Raw genomic sequence first — 25305 nt, forward strand, 5'->3', positions numbered from 1 at the left:
TAGTCAGGCCTGCTGGGTCGGCAGCACGATCAGCTGACGCAGATTCACGCGCGCCGGACGGCTGGTGGTGTACGCGATGAGGTCGGCGATATCGTCGGCGCTCAGCGCCTCGAGCGCGGTGAACATGCCGTCGAGCTGACCGCTGAGCTCCGGATTGTCGATGTGCGTGCCCAATTCGGTATCGGTCAGGCCGGGCTCGATATTGGTGACCCGCACCCGGCGCGGCCCCAGCTCGGTCCGCAGACTGCTCGACAGGTGGGTGAGCGCCGCCTTGGTCGCGCCGTACACCGCGTAGTCGGGGAAGGTCACATGCGCGCCGATGGAGGAGATATCCACCAGATCGGCGGTGCGCCCGGCGTCGGCCGCCGCCAGCAGATCCGGTACGAAGGCGCGAATGATGCGCAGCGCACCGGTGATATTGGTATCGATCATCCCGACCCATTCGTCCTCGCGGCCCGCGGCAATCGGATTGGGCAGCATGACACCGGCCGCGTTGACGACCAGATCGACCGGGCCGAATGCCTCGTGCACCCGTGCCGCGGCGGCGCTCACGCTCGCCGGATCGGTGATATCCACCGCGACGGCCAGCGCGGTGCCGCCGTCCGCCTCGATCTTGGCGGCCAGGGTCTGCAGCCGGTCCGCGCGGCGGGCCAGCAGGGCGACCCGGGCGCCGCTGCGGGCCAGCAGCAGTGCGGTGGCCTCGCCCATCCCGCTGGCGGCCCCGGTGATGACGGCGGTGCGGCCGGCCAGGTTCTCGTAGCTCATTTTCCAGTCTCCTTCGCTGTGGTCTGTACTCATCCTGGACAGCGGCGAAGGGGTCAGCGAGGGGTCCGGTTTTCCTGGGTCCGGCAGTACCAGGATGGAACTTTTAGGCTGAGGGGCATGCACACCGATCTCGGCGAATTCCTGCAATCACGGCGCGCCCGCATTCAGCCGTCCGACGCCGGGCTGCGCGAATACGGTCGCCGCCGGGTCCCGGGTCTGCGACGCGAGGAGGTGGCGCAGCTCGCGGGGGTCAGCGTCGACTACTACATCCGGCTGGAACAGGGGCGCGGCCGCAATGCCTCCGATGCGGTGCTCGATGCCGTCGCGCGGGCGCTGCGCCTGACCGATTCCGAACGTGTGCACCTCTACGCGCTGGCCCGGCCCACCGGCGGTCTTCTCCCCAGTACGCCAGGCGTGTACCGGGATTCGCTGCGCCCGGGTGCGCGGCTGCTGCTGGATGCCATCGTCGCACCGGCTTTCGTACTGGGTCGCCGCATGGATGTGCTGGCCTGGAATGCCCTGGCGGACACCATCTCCGGATTCTCGGCCCTGCCCGAGGCGGAGCGCAATCAGGCCCGCTCGCTGTTCCTGGATCCGGCGGCCCCGCAGTTCTATCCCGACTGGGAGATCGTGGCGGCCGAGACCGCCGCCTTCCTGCGCCGCGATGCCGGACTGCATCCGGATGATCCGGAACTGCTGCTTCTGGTGGAGGAGCTGTCCCGCCGCAGCGAGGCCTTCCGGCGCATCTGGGCCGATCATCCGGTGAAGGAGAAGACCTACGGCGCCAAGCTGATTCAGCACCCCGTCCTGGGCACGCTCGACTTCGGTTACGAGACCCTGCTGCTGCCCGGCGATCCGGATCAGTTGCTCGTCGTCTACACCGCGGTTCCCGGTTCGCCGACCGCCGCGGTGCTGGCCGATCTGACGGCGGGCAACTCCGTCGCACCGCGCTGAGGTGCGTGGATGACGGCACAGCACCAGGCTGATATCGACTGCACGGCTTCCCGGCCGCGCACCCTTTCACGTGGTAGACCGGCTGTATGACGGAGGCGGTCGGCAACGGCGCCGAGCCCTCGGCAGCAGGGCGCGCGGCGCCCACGGCAGCGGGGCGTTCGGCGGAATTCTGGGGTTACCTCATGTGGGGCCTCGCGGGACTGGCGATTGCCGTCCCCGAACTGGCATCGGTATTCCGGTTGGCGGACTGGCCGACCATTTCATCGACGATCGGGCATCTACAGTCCCAGCACGCGTGGGTGCGTCTGATCGTGGTGTTCGTCATCGTGGTCCTGGCGTATTACGCGGTGCCGCAATTGACGATGAATCCCGATCCGGCGCCCAGCACCGTCGGGGGCCGGCCGGTGACCGCGAATGGCCGTATCACCACGAACAATGCGCCGGTCCAGCTGCTCGGGGTGGGATATCTGGTGCTGGCCGCGGTGGTCTTGATCTTCGGCGTGCTGTTCGCGGCCGGTGCGCGGCATATGGATCCGAGTACCTACCTGGGCGCCTATGTGCTGTACGGCCTGATCGCGCTCGTCTGGGTGGTGATTCCCAGCGTGCTGTCGCTGGTGTTCAGCCGCGATGTCCCGTTCCCCACGCTGTTCCGCACCATCGGCTATCTGGAGCGGCGGGCCCATCCGTTCGCGGCGGTTCTGCTCGCGCTGCTGGTGGTGCTGCTCATTCATCTGGCCTTCTACCCGTGGCCGCGGGTGATCGCGTAGCGCCGGGAAGTCTTTCCGTCGCTATCATCGCAATCGTGCGTGCATTGTCGGGAAAAGTGAGTGCGGCGCTGCTGGCCGCGCTGCTGCTCTCCGCCTGTGGCACGCAGAGCAGGGATGCTCCCGCTGCCGCACCCGCCAGTTCCGCGCCGCAGGTGGCCGCGCCGTCGGTGGATGTCGGGCTCTGCGGTTCGGCGGACGCCGGTCAGGTCGGCACCCGATCCGGGCTCGGCGAGATGACCCTCGTCTCGAGTGACGCCCTGCTGTGCCGCTGGGAGGCGCAGGACGGGTCGAGCGTCACCTTCCGCTGGTTCCGGGGCAGCCCGATCGACCAATATCACAGTGACACAGCGGCTTCCGTCAAGCGGGATGGTATAGACATCGTCGGCCGCTCCGGATACAGCTGGCGCACTGCGCATTCCTGCGAGGCGGCGGTGCCCACCGGGGACGCCGATTTCATCGCCTGGACAGTCGATTCCGCCGTCACCACGCCCGATGCCGCCTGCGCGGCCGTCGATCGGCTGGCCTCGGCGACTCTGGCAAAGGGGTGAATCCCGTGCTCACCAAGACAATTGCGGCGGTGGCGGTAGCCGTCGCGGCCCTCGGCGTCGTGACCGGATGCTCGAGCCATCAGCAGGACACCGCAGTACGCTCGGCCGACGATCCCGACCTGCTGGCCGGGTGCGGGCCACTGCCCGACCAGGTCATCGCCACCACCCTGCACGTGCCGTCGGTGCATCAGCAGAGCGCGCCGACCATCTGCAACTGGGTCGGCGATTACCCGGCCGGCGGCACCGTGGGTCTGACCTACGCCTGGCTGCGCAATGACAATCTGATGACCGAAACCAAGGTGGCCGGTGATTTCGGCTATCAGATCGAGCGGGTGGTGATCAAACACTTCGCGGGTATGTACGTGCGGGACCCGAACGATCCGGGCAGCTGTGCGGTGACCATTTCCGATACCGGAATAGTCACCTGGTGGGTGCACAATCGCCGCCACACCGCACAGCCGGACCCGTGCGCCGCCGCCATGAGCCTCATGCAGGCGACGCTGGCGATCGACGGTGTGTGATCAGCCGGTGATGGCCTGGAAGATCTTGACGCCCACCAGGATCACCGCCACCAGCAGATAGCCGCGCAGCGCGAGCATGCCCGTCATCCGCGCGGTACTGAACACCGGACGCTCCAGCGTATGCAGCGCCGGGGTGCGCCAGGTGTCGCGATCCTGCTCCACGATCGCCTTGCGCTCGGCACGGGTGAGCGGGGTCGCGTCCAGTTCCTCGATCTGATCCGGGTCGATATCGCCGAGTTCCTTTGCGGTGCGCTCGATTTCGCGCCGCCTGGTGATCCGCCAGCTGATCAGCATGCCCGCGCCGCCGAGCAGGCCGACGGCCACCCCCGCGCCGAATCCGATTTCGAGGGCGCCGGTGGTCAGACCGGGGAAGAAGGTCGCGGCGGTGAGCGCCAGCGACAGCAGCACCAGCGACCACACGATGACACCCGCGACAATGTTCTGCCGCACGGTGTTCACCCAGGGCCCGAGCACCGCCCGGTCATTGCAGAGCAGCACCAGAAACACTGTGGCGGAAGGCAGTAGGACACCGGCCAGCGCCTGCACGCCCTGGGTCAGCAGGCCCAGCACATGATCGGGGCTGAAGGACACCGCGGCCGCGATCGCCAGCAGCGCCGCGTATCCCGCGTAGAACATCGGCGCTTCGCTGATCTTCCAGTGCAGCGAATGCCGCTTGCCCAGCGTGTCGCCGAGGGCGTAGGTGGTGGCCAGGCCGACGGCATTCGCGCCGATGAGCGAGGCGTCGAACAGCAGGATGGCGAACAGCGCGCCGACGGTCTTGCCCATGTGATCGGACAGGCTCTGGGCGACCGTCCCGGCGTCGGCGAAGTTGCCGATGGCATCGGTGCCCGCGAGACCGAAGGCCGCGGCGGCCATGATGGCGATCGCACCGGCCATGACCACCACGATGCCGATCCACAGGTCGATGCGCTCATAGCGGATCCAGCGCGGGGTGATGCGCTTGTCGACGATATTGGACTGCTGGAAGAACAGCTGCCACGGCGCGACGGTGGTGCCGACAATGGCGACGATCAGCAGCAGCAGTGTGGAATTCAGCCCGCCCGGGAACGAGGGGATCAGACCGTGGGCGGTGTCGCGCACGCTCGGGTGCACCATGAAGGCCAGGGGGAACATGACGATGTTCACGGCGATGAGCCCGAAGAGGAAGCGCTCCCAACGCCGGAACGAACCGCCCGCCACCATGGCGAACAGCAGCACCGCCGCCAGTGGCACCGAAATGCCCTTGGGCAGGCCGAAATAGCCCAGCGCCATGGAGACGCCGATGAATTCGGTGACGATCGTCAGCGCGTTCACGATGAACAGATCACCGACGCTGAACGCGCCCCAGAACTTTCCGAAGCGGTCGAAGATCAAGCGCGCGTGGCCGACTCCGGCGACCGCGCCCAGCCGCACCACCATCTCCTGGTTGACGTACAGCACCGGGATGAGCAGCAGCAGCGTCCAGACCAGGGCCATGCCGTAGTTCTGTCCGGCCTGCGCGTAGGTGGCCACGCCGCCGGCGTCATTGTCGCCGACCATGACGATGAGGCCGGGGCCCATGATCGCGAGCAGCATGCGCACCCGCTGCTTGCGGGTGCGCCCCTCGAGGGTGTCGTGCTGGCCGATACTGCCCAGCGCGCCGACGATATCGCCCACGTGGGCGGAGTCCATGGTGGCGGAGGTGGCGGCGGCTCCGGTGGGAGTCGCGGTGGTCACGGTACGGCGGTCGCCGCCATTCGAGAAGAAGGCCATTGCCGTTCCCTCGCTTTCGACATCAGGTGTTGCGGGCGTGCGGAATCAACCCGGTCACCTGGCGATTTCGGGCACACCGAAACTGCTCGCGGCACATGCCTACCACGCCGCCGGCGCTGTGCCGGAGGGTCGAATGTGCTTGCGGGTCAGCCGATTACCGAAATGCGGCAAGCCGGGGACGAGACGAATTGGAAATCCGTACTCGGATACGGACTATCGCCGGAACTCATGTGTCGCCCCTCACCTCCTTGCCGCCGTGACGCGCGAGGGCGTCGTGAAATTCGTCGCGTCAGACCGCGCGGGCAAGGGGGAAACATGGCCACGCACAACGGCGTAGCCCTGCACCCCTCTCGTCAGAGCTTCGGCACTGTACGACGTATCCGGGGGCTCGCGGCCCGGGGAAGCCACTTTGGATCAACCCTTAATCCGGGCTGATCTGTCCTAACCCTGGGCGTCTCTCGACGTCGTCGGATCAGTGGCCTGTGTTCGTACAGGAGCCTCGCCTAGCGAGGTGCTGACTCGGCAATGTTGAGCGTGCTCGGAGCGAATGTCAACTTCAGCCCGGTCGGTTCGGTTCCCGGACTGCCCGTTGACAAGCCGGGCGTAAGGGTTTTGAAACCAGGCGGGAACAGCATGGGGACACCCTCATCGACCACCCCAGAAGGATTCCGAAGTCATGAAAGCGACACACTTTTCGACCGCCCTCGGTGCCGTCGCGGCGGCCGCCACGGCCCTCGCACTCAGCGCGGCGCCGGCGAACGCCGCGCAGCTCGACCAGTTCGTCTCACCGTCCGGGAACATCGGCTGCCTCATCGGGCCGCACGGTGCGGAGTGCGAGATCAGGGACCACAGCTACGCCCAGCCGGTGGCGCCGGTCAACTGCCACGGCGCGTACGGCGACGTGTTCTCCGAACAGGACGGGACCTACGCGCGGCTCAACTGCCACACCGATCAGCCCATCGACTTCCATTCTCGCGTAGTCGATTACGGCCAGCAGGTCCGCGAAGGCTCGATGGTGTGCAGCGTCACCATGCAGTACGTGGAATGCGCCGACGGCACCACCGGCCACGGCTTCAAGGTGGCGCGCGAGTTCTACAACATCTACTGAATTCGGTTACCGAACCGCCGTCCGGCTGTCCTCGACAATCGATTCGCAACTGCGGGCCACGGCGCGGCAGGTGGCGGCGGTGAGCGGATCCAGCAGCGGATTGTCGAGTCGGTTGCGCCAGTCCCGGATTGCGCGCAGGGCGGCATCGCGGCGCTGCGCCGGACCCGCGTTCGCCGGGAGGCCGAGCCGCTGGTGTGCGGAGATGCCCTTACCGCCGAGTACCCGGGTGGCGAGGTCGCGGTCGAGGTCGCTCAGCCGCGTCGCGCGAATGCTGGACAGTAGCCGAAGCTCGGTGAAGGTATGCGTATCGGCGAGAGCGCGATCCACCTGACGGGACAGCCCCTCGCTCGCCGGGTGGCGCGCGAGAATGCGCTGCAGCGAGGCCATCGCGGAATAGGCCTTGAGTTGTTCATTGCGCTGGCCGAATTGGCTGTGCAGGGTGCGGCGCAGGTCATCGAGTCCGCTGCGGCGCAGCAGCGCGGCGGCCAGCGCCGGTGCGTCGGCAATGCCCGCGTGAATCATGGAGACGGCCAGTCGAATGCCGAACAGGCCGAAGGAATTGACCAGCCGGGTGCGGTCGACCTCGGTCACCGGGAGATTGCTGGTGGGTGCGGTGAAGCGGGTGACGGAGATCAGGGCCGCCTCGAGATCATTGCGGGGGACCGCGGCCAGGGTGCGCAGGACGGTGAATTCGGCCTGGCGCAGCGTCTGGCCGCGCAGGGCGAGCAGACCGGACACCGGAATGAAGCTCTGGTGCAGACCCTGTAGTTCCGGCGCATCGGCCAGATCGCGGCTCAGGCGGTGGGCGGCGGCCAGGGGGTCGCCGTGGCCGCCGTCGATCTCATCGGCTCGGGACAGGACGCCGACAACGCCGAGCGGGCCGGTGCCGGTCGCCATTTGGTCCTGAATGTGTTGCAGCAGTTGGACATCGGTGTCGTGCAGATCGCGCATGAGGTAGACGATGGCGTCCGCCTCGCAGATCCCGTCCTCGGGGGCGAGCAGTGCCAGGGTGCGTTCGGAGACATCGCGCGAATTCGACGAGGTGCCGGGGGTGTCGATGATGGTGAAATCGTCGAGCAGTGAGGAGGGCCAGAAGACCTCGAGCTTTTCCACGCGGTCCGCGGTGACACCCAGGTCGAGGGTGAGCTGTCCGTCGGTGCGCAGCACCGGCAGCAGGCGCGGGCGGCCGTCGGCGGTGAGCTGGATGCGGGGGGTCGCCGATTGCTGGAACCAGGTCACCACGCGGGTGCACTCGGTCGCGTCGGTCGGCGCGATCTCATCGCCGATCAGGGCATTGAGCAGCGTCGATTTACCCGACTTGAGGGTTCCGGCGAGCGCCACCCGCAGCGGTTCTCCGAGTCGGCGCTCGCAGGCGGCCAATTCGGCATCGCACCCCGATCGCGGGCCGAATTCGGTACGGGCCGCGCGGATCAGCCGATGCGCCTCGGCCAGTTCTCGCCCGGTCACTGCGCCTCTCCCGCCTGGACCAAACCTGCTGCCTGCACGCGCAATTGGCGCAGATGGCCCAGATTGCCCTGGACCTGGGCAATGCGGGCCGCGCGCTCGCTTTCGTGCGTATTGCCGGCCTCCTGCGCGGCCTGCAGGGAATCGTTTGCGGAGCGGAGCATTTCGTCGGCCACCGTGGTGAAGTGGTCGCGCAGGGTGCGCTGCACATCGCGCAGGCGCTGCTTGGATTCCTTGCTGACCTGGAAGACGACCTCATCCATGAGCCGGGCCACGGCGAGCCTGGCCTCGGAACGGCGGCGGGCCTTGAGCGCCTTGTGATCCTCACGGAAAGTGTTGGCGCCGAGCAGCAATCCCGCGCCGATCGACCACGGGTTCACCAGGGCCAGTCCCAGCAGGCTTGTCGCCAGGCCGACCATCAGCACGCCGCCGTACGAACCGCGCAGGCTGGTGATGGCGCGCTGGACGACTCCGGCCTTGCCGCTCTCGAGCGCCTCCACCGAACCGAGCTGGCCGAGCAGCGCATCCGTGTCCGCGCCCGGCAGCGCCGGCAGCTGGACCTTGCCGTCCTCGCTGAATCGGTCGGCCACCTTGCCCGCGAGGTCGATCGAAAGCTGGTGCGCCAGTATGAAATTGTCCTCGACAGCGGCCGAGACCCGGCCGTTGATGCGCTCGCCGAACGCCTCCCACTGGCGGGCCGGATCGGACTTCATGATCTCCTCCTCGGCCTCGCGCACAATGGCGCGCAGCCGGTGGCGCAGATCGTGTTCGACGGAGACGGTCAATTCGGTGATGCCGTCGCCGAGGACGTACTGCCAATTCGCCGTGCGCTTGCGCAGGGCCTCGGCGGTATCGCGGGCGGTGCGGATGCGATCGAGGAGTTCCGCGCTGCGGGACGGGTCCTGCAGGGCGGTCAATTCCGAATTCAATGCCAGTGCAACGTGATCGGAGACGACGCGGACATCGTTGACGACGGATTCGCGGGCCAGCGCATCCGCTCGTGCGACGAGGTGATTGCGAATGAAGGCCTCGAGTTGCGGGATGCCGGATTCGACCTCGAGCATCTGATCGCCCAGGCGATGCGCGGTTTTGTGCATGGCCGAGGAGACCGGCAGGATCGGCAGATCCAGATCGGCATCGGTGAGATGCTTCCGATTGGCCTTCTGGATATCGGCCCAGCGGACATAGCTGTCGATCTTGTTGATCACGCCCGCCACCATCGGGCAGAGCTGGTGAATCTGTTGCAGGAAGCGAATTTCCGGCGCGGTGTACTCCTGGCTGGCATCGGAGACGAACAGCACCGCGTCGACGGTCGGCAGCATCGACAGGATCTCCGTCGCGCGCCGGGAACCGGCGCCGGTGACACCCGGCATATCGATGAGCACCACACCCTCGGCGAGCAGATCCACCGGCAGGGTCACCTCGGTCCGGCCCGCCTCGCCGACCTTCTTGGACTTCGACTCGCCGTATTCGACGATCACCGGCCCGGCCACCGGCCTCGGACCGCGAGTGCGTTCCGGGGCAGCCGCATTCGTGGAGCACACATCGGCCGCGACCAGGGCGTTGACCAGTGAGCTGATGCCCTTCTTGGACTGGCCGGTGACAACGATGCGCAGTCGTGCATCGCTGACCCGCTGCCGCGCCGACACCAGCCGGTTCGACAGATCGGTCCGGCCGACGGCATCGGTCACCGACCGCAGCTCATCGAGCAGCGCGGTCATCGAATCGGTCGAGGGGGAGAGTTTCCTCGCGGAAGCCGGGGTTGACGCGGTCACGCCGTTTCCTTTCATGCGCGGTGGCGGGGTGCTGTCCGGCCCGCCGCGTCGGACGCGGCGGGCCGGAGGGCGATCAGTGGTGCAGATCGGTGGTGGCGGAATGACTGGTATCGACCGTGCTGTGGGTCAGCGCGGTGCCGGCATCGGAGGTCAATCCGGTCGACAGACCGGAATCCGAGGTGGTCAACCCGGTGTGATCGGTGGTCGCGCCCGGATCGGCCGCCGTGACGTCGACCGGATGCGCTGCTGTCGCATCGACCGGGGCGACGGTGGTCGCGGCCGATACGTGATCCACCGGTGCCGGGGCGGCGGCCGGCGCCGGAGCGGCGGCCACGGTGGTGACCGGAGCGCTGGCCGCCGGTGCGGTGGTTGCCGCGTGTACCGCGTCCGAGGGGTTCGCAGTGCCCGCGGATGTTGTCGGTGCGGTGGTCGCATTGCCCGACAGCAGTGCGCCGGCATTGGCCGAGGCGTGCGGGGTGGTGCCCGCGCCCGTCGTCGCGCCGGTGCCCAGATCCGCGGTGGGTGCCGTCGCCGTGGTCGGAGCGGTGACCGGTGCGTGTGTGGGTTCCGTTGCGGGCGCGGCGCTTTGCGGCGCGACCGCGGCGCCACCGGCGGCCACTGCGGCGCCACCGGCCGCGGTGGTCGGTGCGATGGTGCCCGCGTGGGTGGGTTCCGTTGCGGCTGAGCCGATCTGGGAGCCGCCCGTTGCCGTCGTGCCGATCTGGGAACCCGCCGGTGCGGTCGCGCCGAGCTGCGGCGCTGCCGGTGCGGTGGTGACCAGGTGGGTCGGCGCGGCCGCTCCACCGCCGGTGGTCGAGGACACGGTGGTCGACGCCGCACCGAGATCGGCGGCCGGTGCGGTGACCGGATGCACCGAGCCGCTGGTCAGGGAGAACGAATTGGCGATCGCGGCAGGCTGCGGAGCTACCGCGGCCTGAGCCACCGTCCCCGAAATCGACTGTGCGGCAGCACTCGTCTGCACACCCGCCGACACCGGAGTCACCGCGATCGGCGCCACCGCATTCGCCGCGGCCACACCGGAGGCCGATGAAGCCGCCGACTGCCCGAAGTGCGCAGTCCCCACACTGCCCGACTGATTGAGGTTGGCACTCGAATTGGACAGCCCGAGCGAAGCCCCCGGCGCCTGCCCCAACCCCGAACCGGCCGAAAGTCCCGCACTGGAAGACAACCCGCCACCGGCCGACACTCCGCCACCGGAGGACAGCCCCCCACCGGAGGACACCCCACCGCCAGCGGAGAAGCCCGCATTGGAAGACGCGCCGCCCGAGGACAGGCCCACATTGGACGACAGTCCCGCGCCGGACGAAGCGCCGGAGGACAGCCCCGCATTGGCGGACAAGCCGGTGCCCGACGAAGTGCCAGAGGACAAGCCCGCGTTGGCGGACAAACCCGCACCGGACGAAGCGCCGATCCCGGAGGAAGCGCCGATCCCGGAGGACAGCCCCGCATTCGCGGAAAGTCCAGCGTTGGAAGACAACCCAACCCCGGGCCCCGCACTGTGTGCCCCGACGAGCTCATTCGAACCCGAGCCGGATACGCCTACATTGCCGGCAAACCCACCCCGCTCGTGACCCTCATCGCCGCCGCCCCCGATCCCACCATGCACCCCACCCGACCCGTGCTCACCCGCACCGCCGGGCCCACCATTCCCCGGCTGCCCCGAATTCCCATGCTGCCCAACCCCACCCGGCGTACCGGGCTGACCATGCTCACCCCCACCGTTGTGACCCCCAGGCGCACCGGGATTCCCGTGCTCGCCACCACCGTTGGGCCCGCCGGGGTTTCCGTGCTGACCGGATCCGCCGGGTGCCCCCGGATGCCCGTGCTCGCCACCACCGTTAGGCCCACCCGGGTTCCCGTGCTGTCCCGATCCGCCAGGCGTGCCGGGGTGTCCGTGTTCGCCACCACCGTTGGGCCCGCCGGGGTTTCCGTGCTGACCGGATCCTCCCGGTGCCCCCGGGTGCCCGTGCTCGCCACCGTTGGGCCCGCCGGGGTTCCCGTGCTGTCCCGATCCGCCGGGTGCCCCCGGGTGGCCGTGCTCGCCGCCGGGATTTCCATGTTGTCCTGATCCGCCAGGTGTGCCAGGGTGCCCGTGTTCGCCGCCGCTGTTGGGGCCGCCGGGGTTTCCGTGCTGTCCCGATCCGCCGGGGGTGCCCGGGTGGCCGTGTTCGCCGCCGCCGTTAGGTCCGCCGGGGTTTCCGTGCTGTCCCGATCCGCCGGGAGCGCCGGGACGCCCGTGCTCGCCGCCGCCGTGCTGGCCCAATCCGCCTGGTGCGCCGGGGTTTCCATGCTCGCCGCCGCGGCCTCCGCCGTCATGCTCGCCGGGTTGGCCATGCTGTCCCGATCCGGGTGTGCCGGGGTGGCCATGGTCACCGCCACCGTTGTGCAGTCCCGATCCGCCGGGTGCCCCCGGGTGGCCGTGTTCGCCGCCGCGGTTGCCGCCGCCGTCGTGCCCTGGCTGGCCGTGCTGACCTGAGCCGGGTCCGTTATGGCCGTGGTCGCCACCACGATTGGGTCCGCCAGGGTTCACGGGGCCGCCGGGGTGGCCGTGCTCGCCGCCGCCGTTGTGCTCGCCGGGGCGTCCGTGCTGGCCTGGGCCTACCGGTGCGCCCGGGTGGCCGTGGTCGCCGCCGCGGTTGCCGGGGCCGTTGTGCTCGCCGCCGCGGCCGCCGTCGTGGTCGCCGGGGTTGCGGTCCGGCCCACCCGGATTGGGGTGGCCGGGGCGCCAGGAGTGCCGGCCTTCGCCGCCGCGCTCATCGATACCGCCGCGACCGTCGAATCCGCCGCGTCCTTCGAAGCCGCCGCGCTCGCCGAAGCCTTCATGGTTGCTGAATCCGTTGTGCTGGTTGAAATCACCGCGGTTGTTGAAGTCGCCGCGGTTGGCGAAACCGATGCTCTGGTTGAAGCCATCGTGTTCGTTGAAGGACTGCTGCTGGTCGAAAATGACGTTCTCGTTGAAGGTTTGGGTCTCGTTGACGGTGACGTTCTGGTCGAATCCGGTCTGCTGGTCGAACTCGCTGATGTTCTGGTCGAAGCCGATTTGCTGTTCGATGCCGCTGATCTGCTGGTTGATTCCGCTGAACTGGTCTATGCCGCCGATTTGCTGTTCGAATCCGCTGACCTGCTGGTTGAACTCGTTGACCTGCTGGTCGAAACCGCTGACCTGGTCGAAACCGCCCACCTGCTGGTCGAAACCGCTGACCTGGTCGAATCCGGTCTGCTGGTCGAAGCCGACCTGCTGGTTGAAGCCGTCGTGCTCGTGGAAGTCGCGGTGGTCGCCGAATCCGTTGTGCTGGTGGAAGTCACGGTGCTCGTCGAAACCTGCGTGCTGACCGAAGTTGTTGTGGTCGCGCGGTTCCGGGCGGGTGTCGAGGTGCTGGGATTCGCTGATGGACTCGCTCTGGTACTCGGAGAAGCCGGTCTGGCCGGCGCTCTGGAAGACAGCCTGATTGGCGGTCTGAACGTCGACGGTTTCGCCGATTCCCGCGTGCTGGTCGAACGCCGGGAACGAGCCGTGCGCGAGATTTACCGCCGCGGGCCCGGCGTGCTCCGAAACCGCTTCTTGCGCAGCCGCACCGATCGATCCGAGCTGGGGAATTCCGTTCATGTCAATTTCGACAGCCATTGCTGTTCCTCTGAGTAGCAGGGCGGCTTGTCTTCGCCGTTGGTAGAACGAGACGCTATGCCCGGAGTCTGGGAGCCAGTTGCCAGTGATCTGTGCTTTTGCCTGGGGTTTTCCACGCTTCGGCCGACAGCCACCACACAGGAAGGGTGCAGCCTTTCACCAGCTTCCATCCCTAATCTGAATGAGCTGTCGAGTCGGACTACACGGAATGGAGAGCCGGTCCATGGCAAGGTCATCAGGTATCGGCGTAGGTGTGGTCATCGGCTCGGATTCCTTTGTTTCCGCATTCACCGATCGCCCCGAGATCATTCGCACTCCGGCGGTCGTTCGGCTCGCCGACAATGCGCTCCCACTGCTCGGCCGCCCGGCCGAGGAGGCGGATCGGGCGCACCCCGGCAGCGCGTTCCGCGACTTCACCTCCCGGGTCGGCGATCCGGTTCCGGTGGTGGCACAGGGCGGCAGTCGCACCGGCGCACAACTGGTCGCCACCGCGATCACCTGCCTGCTCACCGCGAATGCCGCCTCGGCCTGCGTTGTCGCCCATCCCTCCGCCTGGACCGCGCATGCGGTGCGAGAGCTGGGATCCGCGCTGCGAACCAGCGGCAGTCGAGTCACCCTGGTGACGGAGGCCGAAGCCGCCTACACCGCACTGGCGGTCTCTCGCGAAATCCCTTCACACACAACGGTACTGCTGTGTGATGTGGGAAGCTCCGCCTTCGATGTGGCACTGGTGAGCTGGCCCGACGGCGGCAATGTGCGCGTCGACCGCCCGACGCGCACGAACGAGTTCAGCGGCGATCTGGTCGATGCCCTGCTCGTCGAGCATGTTCTCACCGAGCTGGCCGCGGCGAACCCGGGCTTCGATCCGCGAGATCGCCGGAACTGGAACGGAATTCGTGCCCTGCGTGCCCGCGCCCGGCTCGCCAAGGAGCGCCTCTCCCGCGATGTCTCCGCGGTGATCGAGGTGAATCTTCCCGGCATCCAGGAGAATCGGCGAATCGTGCGCTCCGAACTGGAGGCGCTGATCGCCGAACCGGTGGCGCGCGCCGTGCAGCGCATCGCGGACGCCGCGGATGCCGCCGTCCGCGCCGGTCGCGAGATCGACTCCGTCGTCCTGACCGGTGGTGGATCAGCGATACCCCTGCTCGCCGAACGCGTCTCCGCCACAATAGGTTTGCCGGTGATCAGCAGCGCCGAGCCCGCGCGCACGGTACTGCGCGGCACCACCATGATCGCCTCCCGTCTCGCCGCGAAGCTGCCGCCCGTCGCGGCGGCGCGCCTCGTCTCGCCGCCTCCGGCCGCCCCGCGTATCGAGCCGAACGCCGCACGTATCGCGGCAGCACCTCCGGCCAAACGCGTTGCCCCGCCCGGCGCCGCTCGGGTACTGCCCCCTGCGGCCGCACGGGTGCTGCCGCCCGTCCCGCGCCCGGCGGTCTTCGACAGCGGCCCTGCCGCAATCGAACTGCCCAGGGTCCCCGCTCCGCCGCGCACCCAAGCCGACCGTCCCGCCCCGCGCGGTCGCCGCGGCCCGGCCGCCTGGTTGATCGCCGCCGTCGCCGTCTTCACCGTCGCCGGCGGCGGGATCGCCGTCGCGAGCGATCACAGTGGTTCGGCGGCCGCTTCCGCGCCCGGTACGAGCCAGGCGGCAGGCGCTCCGATCCATCCTGTTTCGACTGCGAACGGCGGTGGCAGACACTGACCGCGCTGGTTGGAATGTGCTGAGAGTCCGCTGTCATCCCTAGGTGCACGGCCGGTCCTGGGCTGCAATGGGTTCGCCACCATGGCACGTAAGCAGGAAGGACCAGTTTTGAAACCAAAGCTCTTCACCACGTTGTTCGCCGCAGCGGCCGCCGGCGCCATGCTCGTAGTTCCGGCAATGGGCACTGCCGCCGCCGCGGCTCCGACGGCACACCAGTCTCCCTGGGACCACGACCGTGACGACAATGACTGGGGCGGCTTCAACCGTCCCGGCTGGGCAGACCCGAACGATCCCTGGCACAACGATTGGCACTGCGATCGGCACGGCCGCTGGCACGACCACGAGCGCGACCAGTGGGGCCACGATGACGGCCGCTGCCACGCCTGGTGATAGCCCGCACATGACAAGCCTGCGTGCCCGCCGACCCGGTGGGCACGCAGTGTTTTTGCGCCCGGTTCTCGCCGAAATGTGCGCGTCACCGAACCGGGATAGGGTCGCCCCACCACCGGATTGCGCGAAGGTTTCACCGCTCGGCCGCATGGATCAGGAGAGGAGCGTTGCTATAACGCTTCGTATTTGGCTGAGCAGTGCCGGGGCGGCAACCGCCCAGGTCATGCGCTTGCTGCGGGAGAACCCCGACGGGGTCGACGTCACCATGTACGCCAGCAATGTGGATCCGGGCGCGGCGGCCCTGTCGGTCTGCGATGTGCCGGCCGTCGAACCTCGCCACGTAGGCAATGACGAGTATGCGCAATTCGCGCTCGACTTCTGCCGGACCAATCGCATCGATGTCCTCATACCGCCGCGCCGCCTCGATGCCCTCGCCGGGCATGCCGCGGATTTCGCGGCGGTCGGCACCAGCCTCATGTGCTCGCCGCTGTCCGCGGTGCAGGTGCTGACCAGTAAGACCCGCACCTATGAAGCCGCCAGTGCGGCAGGCATTCCGGTGCCGCCGTGGCGTGTGGTGTCCGACGCCGCCGGACTGCGCGCGGCCGTCGCGGAATTGTCGGCCGACGGCGAAACCGTCTGCATCAAGCCGAGCGGTGAGTATTCGGCCTTCGGCTTCCGAATTCTGGACGACCGCCCGCTGAGCATGGCCAGCCTGCTGGCTCCGCCGCGGCCGGTGGCCTCGGTCGATGCGGTGGCCGAGGCCCTGCAGCGCTCGGCGGACGAGGGCGAACCGGAGTTCGAACTGCTCGTCATGCCGTACCTCGACGCCCCGGAGATCAGCATCGACTGCCTTTCGGCGCCGGGAGGCGAACTGCTGGTCGGCATTCCGCGCTCGAAGCAGGGGCGCTTCCGGATGCTGCTGGACAATCCCGAGGTGGTCGATATCGCCCGGCAGCTGGTCCGGCATTTCGAACTCGCCTATCTGACCAATGTGCAATTGCGCTTCCGCAATGGCGAACCGGTGCTGCTGGAAGCCAATCCACGCCCCTCGGCGGGACTGTTCCAAACGGCTTTCGCGGATGTGAATCTGCCCTGGGCCGCAGTTCGGCTACTGCTGCAAGGGGATTCGGGCTTGCGGAATCCGCCGCGCCTGGGCGCCTGCCTCGCGGTGGCGGAAGCGGTCATGGAGGTCGCTCCGCGCCCGATCGTTCCGGATGCCTTACCTCCGCCCGAGTCACCGATTCGAGTACCGGAACCGGTGGCCGATACATGGAGCGCCGGTCTCGCCGTCTGATCTACCTGGCATTGTGGGATTCGGGATGCGGTCCCCACCATGATTGTGATTCATCCCGTATATCTGATGCAGTGATGTGTTCTGTGTCGACACCGCTTAACGTCGCAGAGCATAAGAGTTGTTTGGAAGGTGGCAGTTAGCGTGATCGGTACCCAGGCCAGGCTTGATGAACTGGCCAAGATCCTGGCGATCGCCGCGGAACCGGCGGGTGAGGCCGGTATCGCCAAGCGGGCGAAGAAGGGCATTCCCAGTGTGCGCGAGCGCGTGCACATGCTGCTCGACCCCGGGACGTTCATCGAGACCAGTGCGCTGGCACGGCAGCCCGGTCAGCCGGATGCGCTCTACGGTGACGGACTTGTCACCGGTCGCGGGACGATCGGCGGGCGTCCGGTGGTGGTGATCTCCCACGATCAGACCGTGTACAGCGGGACCGTCGGCGTCACCTCCGCTCAAAAGTTCATGCGGGCCTTGCAATTCGCGTTCGACAATGCGTGCCCGGTGGTGACGATCAACGATTCGGGCGGTGCCCGGATTCAGGACGCGGTGGGTTCGATCGCCTCGTTCGGCGATATTTCCCGGGTGCTGGAGAAACTGTCCGGCTATGTGCCGCAGGTGTCGATCATTCTCGGCAAATGCGCCGCGGGATCGGTCTACGGGCCGATCAATACCGATGTGCTCATCGGCACCAAAGACTCCTATATGTTCGTCACCGGGCCGGACGTGATCAAAGCCGTCAACGGTGAGGACGTCAGCGCCGAGGAGCTCGGCGGCGCCGAGGTGCAGGCCAAACGCGGCACCCTGCATCATGTGGCCGAGACCGAGCAGGAGGCCTACGACTGGGCCCGCAACTATCTCAGCTATATGCCGACCAGCTGTGTCGAGCAGCCGCCGATCGTGAATCCGGGCCTGGAACCGGAGATCACCGACAGTGACCGGGAGCTCGACAAGATCATCCCGGACTCCGATCGCGCCGGTTACGACATGCACGAGATCCTGCTGCGGCTCTTCGACGATGGTGAGTTCCACGAGATCCGCGCCAAGTTCGCGCAGAATCTGATCACCGGGTTCGCCAGGGTCGACGGTCGTCCGGTCGGTGTGATCGCCAGCCAGCCGCTGGTGCTCGGCGGTTCCATCGACGCCGCCTGCTCGGACAAGTCGACCTATTTCATCCGGCTCTGCGATGCCTTCAATATCCCGCTCATCTTCGTCGTCGACACCCCGGGCGTGCTGCCGGGTCTCGTCGAGGAGGCCAACGGTGTGATCATTCGCGGCGGTCGTGTCCCGCGCGCGATCATCGAGGCGACGGTGCCGATCATCAACCTGGTGGTGCGCAAGTCCTACGGTGGCGCGTACGGGATGATGGGCGCCCGGCAGGTCGGCGCCGATATCAGCTTCGCCTGGCCGACAGCCCGTATCGCGGTGATCGGCGCCGAGAGCGCGGTCGACCTCATCGGCAAGCGGCAATTGGCGGCCGTGGCCGAGGAACATCGGGCGGCAGCGCGCGAATTCATGATCAACCAGTACAACGCGACGATGGCCACCCCGTGGGTGGCCGCCGAACGCGGGTACATCGACGCCGTCATCGAGCCGGCGCGCACCCGCCTGGAGATCCGCCAAGCGCTCCGCCTGCTGCGCGACAAATCACCGGTAAAGCCGGAGTTCAACCCCCGCAAGCACTCGATCTACCCGATGTGATCCTGCGAGCCCGGGAAGCGGCTATCAGCGCTGATTACCCTTCCCGGGCTTACGTTTTCATATCAGTGCCGGGATCTCGTGTCGATAGAAACGAAGCGAATTGCCAGTCGTAGCGGTGAGACGGTTGAGCGTTCGGACCGTCAGCAGGCAGGCCGCTGCCGCGACTGAACGGTGTCCATCGGACCGGCCGGGATGTGAACGATCCCAAGTACGGCATCGCGTGCTTCAGAACGAAACGATGAGGTAGGTCGTCGGCAAGCAGGACTCCGCGATCCGGCTTCGCGATCGCATACTGAACGGCGCCAAGAACTCCGGCAGCTACCTGGACAGTGGTGGCATTCTGATTCGCGACCAGTGCGCGGGACTCGTCGATACCGAGCGAAGATCCGGTCGATACAAAAGAACTGATCTGGAATAAATCTGCACACAAATATCTTGTGAAGTCGGTTGCCTTCTCGCCCGACGGCCGGATGATCGCCACCGTTGGCTCCGACGGGCTACTGAGTCTGTTCTCGATCACGTAGGCGAAGTCGCTGCGGGCGACTGTGCGGTGGCGGGTGTCCCGGACGAGTGGGCGAGGGGGATCGGTGGATATTTCGTATCCTCGCAGGTAGGCGTGTCGTGGACGGGTTGCTGCGGTAAGTCGGCAACGATACTGGGGACGCCGACGGTGATCGTGTCGTGTGGTTCGGGAATTCGGGCTGGTGACGATCTTGGGAGGCACCGAATGGTCGCATCGACGATTCTCATCGCATCGGGTGTGGGTAGGCGCTGTGCGGACATCATGGGTCGGCTGGCGGGGGAGTTGGCCGGTATGGACCGGCAGGTTTGTGTGGTCGACTGTGCGGAGGACGCGCTCGGCGCTGTCCGGGGTGACGCGTCATTGGTGGCGGCTCTGGTGGACTGGGAGTTGCCCGGTGGCGCCGAATCGGTATTGCAGGCGATCGGGAATCGGTTCACTGGTCTTCCCGTCTTTTTGATCACTTCCGGCACCGATCTCGACAAGCTTCCGCTGTGGGTGGGCGACGTCGTGGACGGATACATCTGGCCGGATGAGGACACGCCGAGCTTTGTGGCCGGGCGTATCGAGCTTGCGGGTCGTGAATACCGGGAGCAGCTGATGCCTCCGTTCTTCAAGGCGCTGCACCGGTTCGACGGCACCCACGAGTACTCGTGGCACACTCCCGCACACGCCGGCGGCGTCGCGTTCTTCAAATCACCGGCCGGGCGGATCCTGTTCGACTATTACGGGGAAAGGCTTTTCCGCACCGATCTGTCCATCTCGGTTATCGAGTTGGGCTCGCTGTTCGAGCACACCGGCCCGATCGGTGACGCCGAGCGCAATGCCGCAAGGGTTTTCGGTGCCGACCTCACCTATTTCGTGCTCAACGGGAACTCCACGTCGAACCGAATCGCGATCGGGCACAGCGCTACTCGCGATGAGATCGTGCTGGTCGACCGGAACTGCCACAAGTCGATCTATCACGGGCTCGCACTGACGGGGGCACGGCCGGTCTATCTGGTGCCGACTCGCAACGGCCTCGGTCTGATGGGGCCGATCCCACCGCAAGCGCTGGGTGCGGGCGCGATACGCGACGCCGTCGCCGCCGCCGGGCTCAGTGGCGCGGCGGCCGGTCCGGACCCGGTGTACGCGGTCGTGACCAATTCCACCTATGACGGCTTGTGCTACAACGCGATTCGGGTGGCGGAGCTACTCGGCGCCAGCACGCCACGACTGCATTTGGACGAGGCGTGGTTCGCGCACGCCAAGTTTCATCCGCTCTACGAGCGGCGGTACGGAATGTCGATCACCGAGACCACCGTGCCCGGTCCCGATCGGCCGACCGTGTTCACCACCCAGTCCTCGCACAAACTGCTGGCCGCGCTGTCGCAGGCGGCCATGCTGCACGTGCGCGACTCGCCACGGGCTCCGGTGCAGCCGCATCACCTCAATGAGACGTTCATGATGCACGGCACCACTTCTCCGTCCTACCCGATCATCGCCTCTCTCGATATCGCCACTGCCATGATGGACGGCCCGGGTGGCCGCTGGCTGCTGGACGAAGCCATTACCGAGGCCATTCGCTTCCGGCAGACCGTGCCGCGTCTGGCCCGCCGAATGGCGTGCGCGGGGGATCGGCCCGGCTGGTTCTTCGGCATCTGGCAACCGCCCACCGTCACCGATGCCACCGGCACGCGGATGCCGTTCGAAGACGCGCCGATCGAGCTGTTGCGTGACAATCCGGAATGCTGGCAGCTGGAACCCGGCGCCCCATGGCACGGCTTCCCGGATCTGGAACCCGGCTATTGCCTCCTGGATCCGCTCAAGGTGACCATCACCTGCCCTGGAACCAGTGCTGCCGCAGGGCTTTCCGACTGGGGTATTCCCGCCAGGATCTTGACCGCCTATCTGGAAACCCGCCGCATCGTGGTCGAGAAGACCGACGCGTACACGATTCTGGTGCTGTTCTCCATGGGCGTGACCAAGGGTAAATGGGGAACTCTCACCGACGCGCTGTTCGACTTCAAACGGCACTTCGACAATGACGCATTACTCGAGGACATCCTCCCGGAGCTCACCAGGCGATATCCCACCCGGTATGGCGGCCTGACGCTGCCCCAGCTGTGCGCGATGATGCACAACCACCTGCGCGACGCCGATTTGATCGACCTCCTCGAGCACGCCTTCACGCGCATCCCGGACGCCGAGTTCACCCCCAGCGCATGCCATTCCGCACTCATCCGCGGACGAACCGAACTCGTCCGGTCGGACGCGCTGGCCGGGCGCACCGCGGCCACGATGGTCGTCACCACTCCGCCCGGGATCCCGGTCCTCATGCCCGGCGAGAACATCGGCCCCGGCGACGGCCCACTCCTGCGCTACCTCATCGCCCTGGAATCCTTCGACCAGAATTTTCCGGGCTTTCAGAGCGAGACCCATGGCGTCACCAGGGATGCGGCGGGCGCCTACTGGATCGAATGCCTGTCACGGTGACCGGTCTCTGCGGAGGGCTTACGGCCCGGGGTCGGGTTGTGGTCGGACGGTGAGGATCTGCTGGGCGTATCCGACGGGACCGCGGAGGTCGTGCAGAACGGTGCTCGTGATGCCCTGGCCGGTGTGCCCGAAGGTGACGGTGGTGTCGAGGCCGGTCCAGCCCGCCTCGGGCTGGCGGTAGAGGTGAATGGTCAGGTCCAGGTTGGGGAACATCCATTTGGTGGGTTCTTGGCGGACCGCAATGCCATTGGCCGTATCGACCAGAGCCACATAGGCGGCCAGGGCGCTGGTGCGTTCGCCCTCGACCAGATCGACGGGCGTGGACAACCATGCGGTGGTGCGGCCGGGCTGCGGGATACCGACCGGCCGAGTGTCGAGTGAGGCGACGTATCCGCCGGGCCAGACGGAGGTGAGCGGCCACGGCGACAGTGATTCCGGCGCGGGGAGCGGATCGGGTTCTCCGCCGGCGACGATGCCGGTGTCCTGGGCGGTCGTGAGCCATACGCGCGCCGATACGGTAGGGCGGCCCGCGATGGTGACGGTCGCCTCGACGAGTTCGATCGTTCGACCGGGCCGGACAGTTTCGACGTGAATATCGAACTCCTCGAACGTGTTTCGGCCGAGGATATCGAAGCCTATGCGGCTGATCATCAGATCGGCTCGTCGTTCGCGGGCTCGCGCTCGTTCGATCTCGTGGACGATCAGCCCGCCGAGCGGGCTGAAGTGCTGCTCGTCGACAGCCCAGGCGCCCCGTGCGTGCACCGTCGGCGCAAAGCTGTGAGCACCGACCCGTTGGAAATAGCTGAGCTGCGGTTCGGCCGTATTCGTCACCGCGGCAGCGCCTTTCGATCGGCGCCCGATGCGTCGCGGCCGGCGGCGGGGTTCCACCCGGGGGGACCGAAGGTGTAGCCGAGAACCTCACGCAGCGACCCGGCCCGCCGGAGGTCGCCCAGCATCGAAACATATTCGTGGAACTGGAGTTTGAGTAGGTTGTGGGTATCGACCGGCGTGGTGAGTCCGTAGGTGGGCCGGTGTTTCTCTTCGGCGTAGGTGCCGAAGAGCCGGTCCCAGATGATGAGGATTCCGCCGTAGTTCTTGTCGAGGTACTCCGGATCACTACCGTGATGCACGCGGTGATGAGAAGGGGTGTTGAAGAGGAATTCGACGACCCGGGGGAGGCGGTCGACGCTCTCGGTATGGACGAGGAATTGACAGATCAGGTTGAGCGAGAAGCCGACGTAAATCATCCACGGCGGAATGCCCAAGAGCGGCAACGGTGTCCAGGCCAGCGTCTCGAACCAGAGGTTCCATTTCTGGCGCAGTGCGGTGGAGAAGTTGAAATGTTCGCTGGAGTGGTGTGCCTGGTGGGCCGCCCAGGCGATCCGGACGCGATGGGAAAAGCGATGGACCCCGTACCAGAGCGTATCGACGGCGAAGAAGAGCAATAGCCAGGTGTACCAGGCGTCGGCCGGAAGCTTCCACGGAACCGCCTGGTAGATGGCGCTGTAGCCGATCAGTGACGCGGCATGGAACAGGCCCGCCACGCCCAGATATCCGATCCCCATGGAGACGCTGGTCGCGGAGTCCGTCAGCGAAGCGCTTGTGGTCCGGTCTTTTCGGTGGCTCGTGTCGTGCTGGGCGACCCAGCGCAGGCCGAGATATTCGATGGCGATGAACAGGCCGAAGAACGGCAATGCCCAGACGATCGGCTCGGTGAGGTAATCGATGAGGGCATGCACGGCGTTTCCTGTTCTCGCTCCAATATGACCACGTGGTCATATATGCGAGCCGACTGTAAGCTAGGCCCGTGCGTCATGCAACCGGCCCAGGGACCAAAGGGGTGCCGCGTCTGGAGCGGGAGCGGCGAATACTGGCCGCGGCCACCCTGCGTTTCGGTACCGACGGCTATCGGCGAACCTCGTTGGAAGCCGTTGCCGCAGAGACCGATATCTCCAAGGCGCTGATCCTGAGCCTCTTCGGAAGCAAGGACGCCCTGCATCTGCGATGCGTGCAGGAGGCGGGTGAGGTGCTGGTCGCCGCCATCACCGAAGTGCTCACCGCCAGCCCGGCCGAATACATGGCGTCCGACACGCTGCGCTGCATCTTCGAGTCGCTGCGGCATCGGCGGTACGACTGGGAACTACTGCACGACACGACGGTGCTGGAGACCACCGAGGGAGGACGGGCGGCGATCACGTACCGGGCCGCGATCCGTTCGCTCGCCATGGACGGCACCTACGCACTGCTGGGTCCGCGGGGCCCGGTCGATCCGGTCGACCGGGAGATTCTCGCCGATGTGTGGCTGGGCATTCTGTCGGCCCTGGTGAGCTGGTACCAACGCCATATCGACGAGGTGAGCATCGCCGAGATGCTGCAGCGGTGTACCACGGTCGCGCAGACCGTCGGAAATGTCGCCGATATCGCAGGCCGCTCGACCGGCCGCGATGCAGTGCGAGACGGTGCCCTCGATGTGGCGCGACAGGGCCGGTAGTGCCGCGGTGGCCGGTGTGCCGCCGCGGCCCAGCCGGAAGACCGCCTAGTCCGAGCAATTCCGCCGCGCCGCAGCGGCATTCACAGGCAGGTGCTCGCGAGGCTGAACGGTCAGTGCGAACTCCTCGAGGTCGTGATTGAGCTGCTCGCGGTGCGACAGATGCAGCATGTGCGAGGCATTCTCGTAGACGACGAGCTTGCTGCCGGGGATCAGGTCCGCCGAGCGCTGTCCGCAGGTCTCCAGGGGGGCGAAGGCGTCGTGATCGCCGTGCAGGATCAATGCGGGGAGACCGATCCGGCTAGCCTCGGTCCGGAAGTCGGCTGCCAGATTGATGCGGTTGCATTCCACCGCGGCGTGCAGCGATACCCGCATCCAGTCCCGGATGGTCGCCTCCTTCTCGAGTTGCGGGATATGGCAGCCGGGCAGATCGTCTCCGAAGGACAGGCCGGCATTGTCGGTCACCCACTGGGCGTAGCCGGTGCGGAGTTGGTCCAGCAGTGCCGTCGCGACCTGCGGGTCGATGCCGAGGTGCGGGGCGGTGGCGCCGACGAGCGCGATGCGCGCGATGCGGTCGCTGCCGTGGCGGGTCAGGTACCGGATCACCTCGCCGCCGCCCATCGAGTGCCCGACCAGTGTTACGCCGGTCAATTCCAGTCGGTCCAGCAGCGCGGCCAGATCGTCTGCGAGAGTGTCGAATTCGTATCCGGTGCCCGGGTCGTCGGATCGGCCGTGCCCACGGCGGTCGTAGGCGACGGCGCGGTGTCCGTGTGCGGCCAGATGCAGCATCTGATGCTGCCACATATCGCTGCTCATCAGCATGCTGTGCACGAAAACAACGGGGCTGCCGTTGCCGTAGTCACGGTAGAAGAGTTCGGTTCCGTCAGGTGCGGAGAAATACGACATGTCAAATCCCAATTCTGTGAAAGCGTCTTATTACAAAGAGGTTTGGCGCAGTGCGGCGGGAGTGACCCGGCGTCGGCTACTGAACGGCCAGTGCTTGTACGGTGATCTGGTAGTCCTCGCGGATTCTTCCGTCGCTGTCGAGCAGCAGGAACACGCGTGCAGCCCAGGCAATTTCGCCCGTATCGGGGGTCGCCAATTGCAGGGTGAACAGGACCAGGTCGCCGTGGCGGCGGGCATCAGCGGCGTTGGCTGCGCGGTACCGGCCACTGGCGACGAATGCGTTGTGCGCCTCGGCAACTCGAGCATCGAGCTCATCGATCCCGGCGAAGTGGGCGCCCTCGACGTACTCCACGCCGCCGGCGGACCACAGCGCGGCGATGGCCCGGCGCCGCAGCTCAGCGTCCGGCTCGTTCCAGAGCGTGGTGTAGTCCTCGACGAGGAGGGTGTGGTCGGGGGAAGCCGTTGTGTTTGTCATGCCATGACGATCGGCGCTGCCACTACAGGACAGTCAAGCCCGATGCGCGGGAAAACTCTCCCG

General features: G+C 66.9%; 24 protein-coding genes and 1 riboswitch. Of the genes, 15 read left to right on the forward strand and 9 right to left on the reverse strand.

The features are described 5' to 3' along the window. Nucleotides 1-3: 3 nt before the first annotated feature. A complete protein-coding gene (locus OG326_RS06075) occupies nt 4-765 on the reverse strand; it encodes an SDR family oxidoreductase (protein WP_327143617.1) in 762 nt (253 codons plus the stop codon). A 117-nt stretch (nt 766-882) separates the two neighbouring features. Between OG326_RS06075 and OG326_RS06080 the strand changes: the two genes are divergently transcribed. The 4 genes from OG326_RS06080 (at nt 883) to OG326_RS06095 (ending at nt 3555) form a co-directional block, all read left to right on the forward strand. Further along, a complete protein-coding gene (locus OG326_RS06080) occupies nt 883-1719 on the forward strand; it encodes a helix-turn-helix domain-containing protein (protein ID WP_327143618.1) in 837 nt (278 codons plus the stop codon). Between the two features lie 86 nt (nt 1720-1805). Next, nucleotides 1806-2486, forward strand: coding sequence for a hypothetical protein (locus OG326_RS06085; RefSeq protein WP_327143619.1), 681 nt, complete (start codon nt 1806-1808; stop codon nt 2484-2486). 35 nt (nt 2487-2521) lie between these two features. Further along, nucleotides 2522-3034, forward strand: coding sequence for a DUF3558 family protein (locus tag OG326_RS06090; protein ID WP_327143620.1), 513 nt, complete (start codon nt 2522-2524; stop codon nt 3032-3034). Nucleotides 3035-3039: 5 nt separating this feature from the next. Further along, nucleotides 3040-3555 carry a DUF3558 domain-containing protein gene (locus tag OG326_RS06095; protein WP_327143622.1) on the forward strand — a complete coding sequence of 172 codons (516 nt, stop codon included), beginning with the start codon at nt 3040-3042 and terminating at the stop codon, nt 3553-3555. Here the strand turns inward: OG326_RS06095 and OG326_RS06100 are convergent, their stop codons facing one another. Beyond that, complete coding sequence (locus OG326_RS06100; protein ID WP_327143623.1) at nt 3556-5307, reverse strand: NRAMP family divalent metal transporter; 1752 nt, start codon at nt 5305-5307, stop codon at nt 3556-3558. 338 nt (nt 5308-5645) lie between these two features. Beyond that, nucleotides 5646-5825: riboswitch (M-box (ykoK) riboswitch) on the reverse strand. 158 nt (nt 5826-5983) lie between these two features. Here OG326_RS06100 and OG326_RS06105 point away from each other — a divergent pair. Next, nucleotides 5984-6415, forward strand: a complete 432-nt coding sequence (locus OG326_RS06105; RefSeq protein WP_327143624.1) for a DUF6636 domain-containing protein — start codon at nt 5984-5986, stop codon at nt 6413-6415. A gap of 6 nt (nt 6416-6421) precedes the next feature. Here the strand turns inward: OG326_RS06105 and OG326_RS06110 are convergent, their stop codons facing one another. The 3 genes from OG326_RS06110 to OG326_RS06120 all read right to left on the reverse strand — a co-directional run bounded on the left by OG326_RS06110 (nt 6422) and on the right by OG326_RS06120 (nt 11152). Beyond that, entirely contained in the window at nt 6422-7882 is a 1461-nt protein-coding gene (locus OG326_RS06110) for a dynamin family protein (RefSeq protein WP_327143625.1), read from the reverse strand. Next, nucleotides 7879-9654, reverse strand: coding sequence for a dynamin family protein (locus OG326_RS06115; RefSeq protein ID WP_327143626.1), 1776 nt, complete (start codon nt 9652-9654; stop codon nt 7879-7881). The genes OG326_RS06110 and OG326_RS06115 overlap by 4 nt, the downstream gene beginning before the upstream one ends. A gap of 73 nt (nt 9655-9727) precedes the next feature. Next, a complete protein-coding gene (locus tag OG326_RS06120) occupies nt 9728-11152 on the reverse strand; it encodes a hypothetical protein (RefSeq protein WP_327143627.1) in 1425 nt (474 codons plus the stop codon). Between the two features lie 90 nt (nt 11153-11242). On the opposite strand from OG326_RS06120, the gene OG326_RS06125 reads away from it, so the two are divergent. The 9 genes from OG326_RS06125 to OG326_RS06165 all read left to right on the forward strand — a co-directional run bounded on the left by OG326_RS06125 (nt 11243) and on the right by OG326_RS06165 (nt 21373). Then, nucleotides 11243-11743, forward strand: coding sequence for a hypothetical protein (locus tag OG326_RS06125; protein ID WP_327143628.1), 501 nt, complete (start codon nt 11243-11245; stop codon nt 11741-11743). Nucleotides 11744-11761: 18 nt separating this feature from the next. Continuing rightward, on the forward strand, nt 11762-12151 hold the full coding sequence (locus tag OG326_RS06130) for a hypothetical protein (RefSeq protein ID WP_327143629.1): 390 nt from the start codon (nt 11762-11764) through the stop codon (nt 12149-12151). Nucleotides 12152-12217: 66 nt separating this feature from the next. After that, nucleotides 12218-13318 carry a hypothetical protein gene (locus OG326_RS06135; protein WP_327143630.1) on the forward strand — a complete coding sequence of 367 codons (1101 nt, stop codon included), beginning with the start codon at nt 12218-12220 and terminating at the stop codon, nt 13316-13318. Between the two features lie 205 nt (nt 13319-13523). Next, entirely contained in the window at nt 13524-14999 is a 1476-nt protein-coding gene (locus OG326_RS06140) for an Hsp70 family protein (protein ID WP_327143631.1), read from the forward strand. A gap of 108 nt (nt 15000-15107) precedes the next feature. Then, a complete protein-coding gene (locus OG326_RS06145; protein WP_327143632.1) occupies nt 15108-15389 on the forward strand; it encodes a hypothetical protein in 282 nt (93 codons plus the stop codon). A 223-nt stretch (nt 15390-15612) separates the two neighbouring features. After that, a complete protein-coding gene (locus OG326_RS06150) occupies nt 15613-16683 on the forward strand; it encodes an ATP-grasp domain-containing protein (protein ID WP_327143633.1) in 1071 nt (356 codons plus the stop codon). A gap of 141 nt (nt 16684-16824) precedes the next feature. Continuing rightward, entirely contained in the window at nt 16825-18378 is a 1554-nt protein-coding gene (locus OG326_RS06155) for an acyl-CoA carboxylase subunit beta (protein WP_327143634.1), read from the forward strand. 437 nt (nt 18379-18815) lie between these two features. Continuing rightward, nucleotides 18816-18902, forward strand: a complete 87-nt coding sequence (locus OG326_RS42990; RefSeq protein ID WP_442791012.1) for a hypothetical protein — start codon at nt 18816-18818, stop codon at nt 18900-18902. A gap of 203 nt (nt 18903-19105) precedes the next feature. Next, nucleotides 19106-21373 carry an Orn/Lys/Arg decarboxylase N-terminal domain-containing protein gene (locus OG326_RS06165; protein WP_327143636.1) on the forward strand — a complete coding sequence of 756 codons (2268 nt, stop codon included), beginning with the start codon at nt 19106-19108 and terminating at the stop codon, nt 21371-21373. An 18-nt stretch (nt 21374-21391) separates the two neighbouring features. On the opposite strand, the gene OG326_RS06170 is transcribed toward OG326_RS06165, so the two are convergent. Both OG326_RS06170 and OG326_RS06175 read right to left on the reverse strand, forming a co-directional pair. Beyond that, complete coding sequence (locus OG326_RS06170; protein ID WP_327143637.1) at nt 21392-22204, reverse strand: thioesterase family protein; 813 nt, start codon at nt 22202-22204, stop codon at nt 21392-21394. Further along, nucleotides 22201-23112 (reverse strand): sterol desaturase family protein, encoded by a 912-nt coding sequence (locus tag OG326_RS06175; RefSeq protein ID WP_327143638.1) that lies wholly within the window; start codon nt 23110-23112, stop codon nt 22201-22203. Before OG326_RS06175 ends, OG326_RS06170 begins: the two co-directional genes overlap by 4 nt. 68 nt (nt 23113-23180) lie before the next feature. Between OG326_RS06175 and OG326_RS06180 the strand changes: the two genes are divergently transcribed. Next, nucleotides 23181-23864 carry a TetR/AcrR family transcriptional regulator gene (locus OG326_RS06180; protein ID WP_327143639.1) on the forward strand — a complete coding sequence of 228 codons (684 nt, stop codon included), beginning with the start codon at nt 23181-23183 and terminating at the stop codon, nt 23862-23864. 45 nt (nt 23865-23909) lie between these two features. On the opposite strand, the gene OG326_RS06185 is transcribed toward OG326_RS06180, so the two are convergent. Together OG326_RS06185 and OG326_RS06190 are read right to left on the reverse strand one after the other, a co-directional pair. Then, entirely contained in the window at nt 23910-24767 is an 858-nt protein-coding gene (locus OG326_RS06185) for an alpha/beta fold hydrolase (RefSeq protein WP_327143640.1), read from the reverse strand. 76 nt (nt 24768-24843) lie between these two features. Next, nucleotides 24844-25242, reverse strand: coding sequence for a hypothetical protein (locus tag OG326_RS06190; protein WP_327143641.1), 399 nt, complete (start codon nt 25240-25242; stop codon nt 24844-24846). Nucleotides 25243-25305: the final 63 nt, after the last annotated feature.

It is taken from the genome of Nocardia sp. NBC_01327 (genome assembly GCF_035958815.1).
Classification (GTDB): Bacteria; Actinomycetota; Actinomycetes; order Mycobacteriales; family Mycobacteriaceae; genus Nocardia.

What these genes read in the sequence shown, in the direction of transcription:
- OG326_RS06075 (WP_327143617.1), bottom strand. Translation starts at nt 765, where the DNA reads ATGAGCTACGAGAACCTGGCCGGCCGCACCGCCGTCATCACCGGGGCC.
- OG326_RS06080 (WP_327143618.1), top strand. Translation starts at nt 883, where the DNA reads ATGCACACCGATCTCGGCGAATTCCTGCAATCACGGCGCGCCCGCATT.
- OG326_RS06085 (WP_327143619.1), top strand. Translation starts at nt 1,806, where the DNA reads ATGACGGAGGCGGTCGGCAACGGCGCCGAGCCCTCGGCAGCAGGGCGC.
- OG326_RS06100 (WP_327143623.1), bottom strand. Translation starts at nt 5,307, where the DNA reads ATGGCCTTCTTCTCGAATGGCGGCGACCGCCGTACCGTGACCACCGCG.
- OG326_RS06105 (WP_327143624.1), top strand. Translation starts at nt 5,984, where the DNA reads ATGAAAGCGACACACTTTTCGACCGCCCTCGGTGCCGTCGCGGCGGCC.
- OG326_RS06140 (WP_327143631.1), top strand. Translation starts at nt 13,524, where the DNA reads ATGGCAAGGTCATCAGGTATCGGCGTAGGTGTGGTCATCGGCTCGGAT.
- OG326_RS06150 (WP_327143633.1), top strand. Translation starts at nt 15,613, where the DNA reads ATGCGCTTGCTGCGGGAGAACCCCGACGGGGTCGACGTCACCATGTAC.
- OG326_RS06165 (WP_327143636.1), top strand. Translation starts at nt 19,106, where the DNA reads ATGGTCGCATCGACGATTCTCATCGCATCGGGTGTGGGTAGGCGCTGT.
- OG326_RS06185 (WP_327143640.1), bottom strand. Translation starts at nt 24,767, where the DNA reads ATGTCGTATTTCTCCGCACCTGACGGAACCGAACTCTTCTACCGTGAC.
- OG326_RS06190 (WP_327143641.1), bottom strand. Translation starts at nt 25,242, where the DNA reads ATGACAAACACAACGGCTTCCCCCGACCACACCCTCCTCGTCGAGGAC.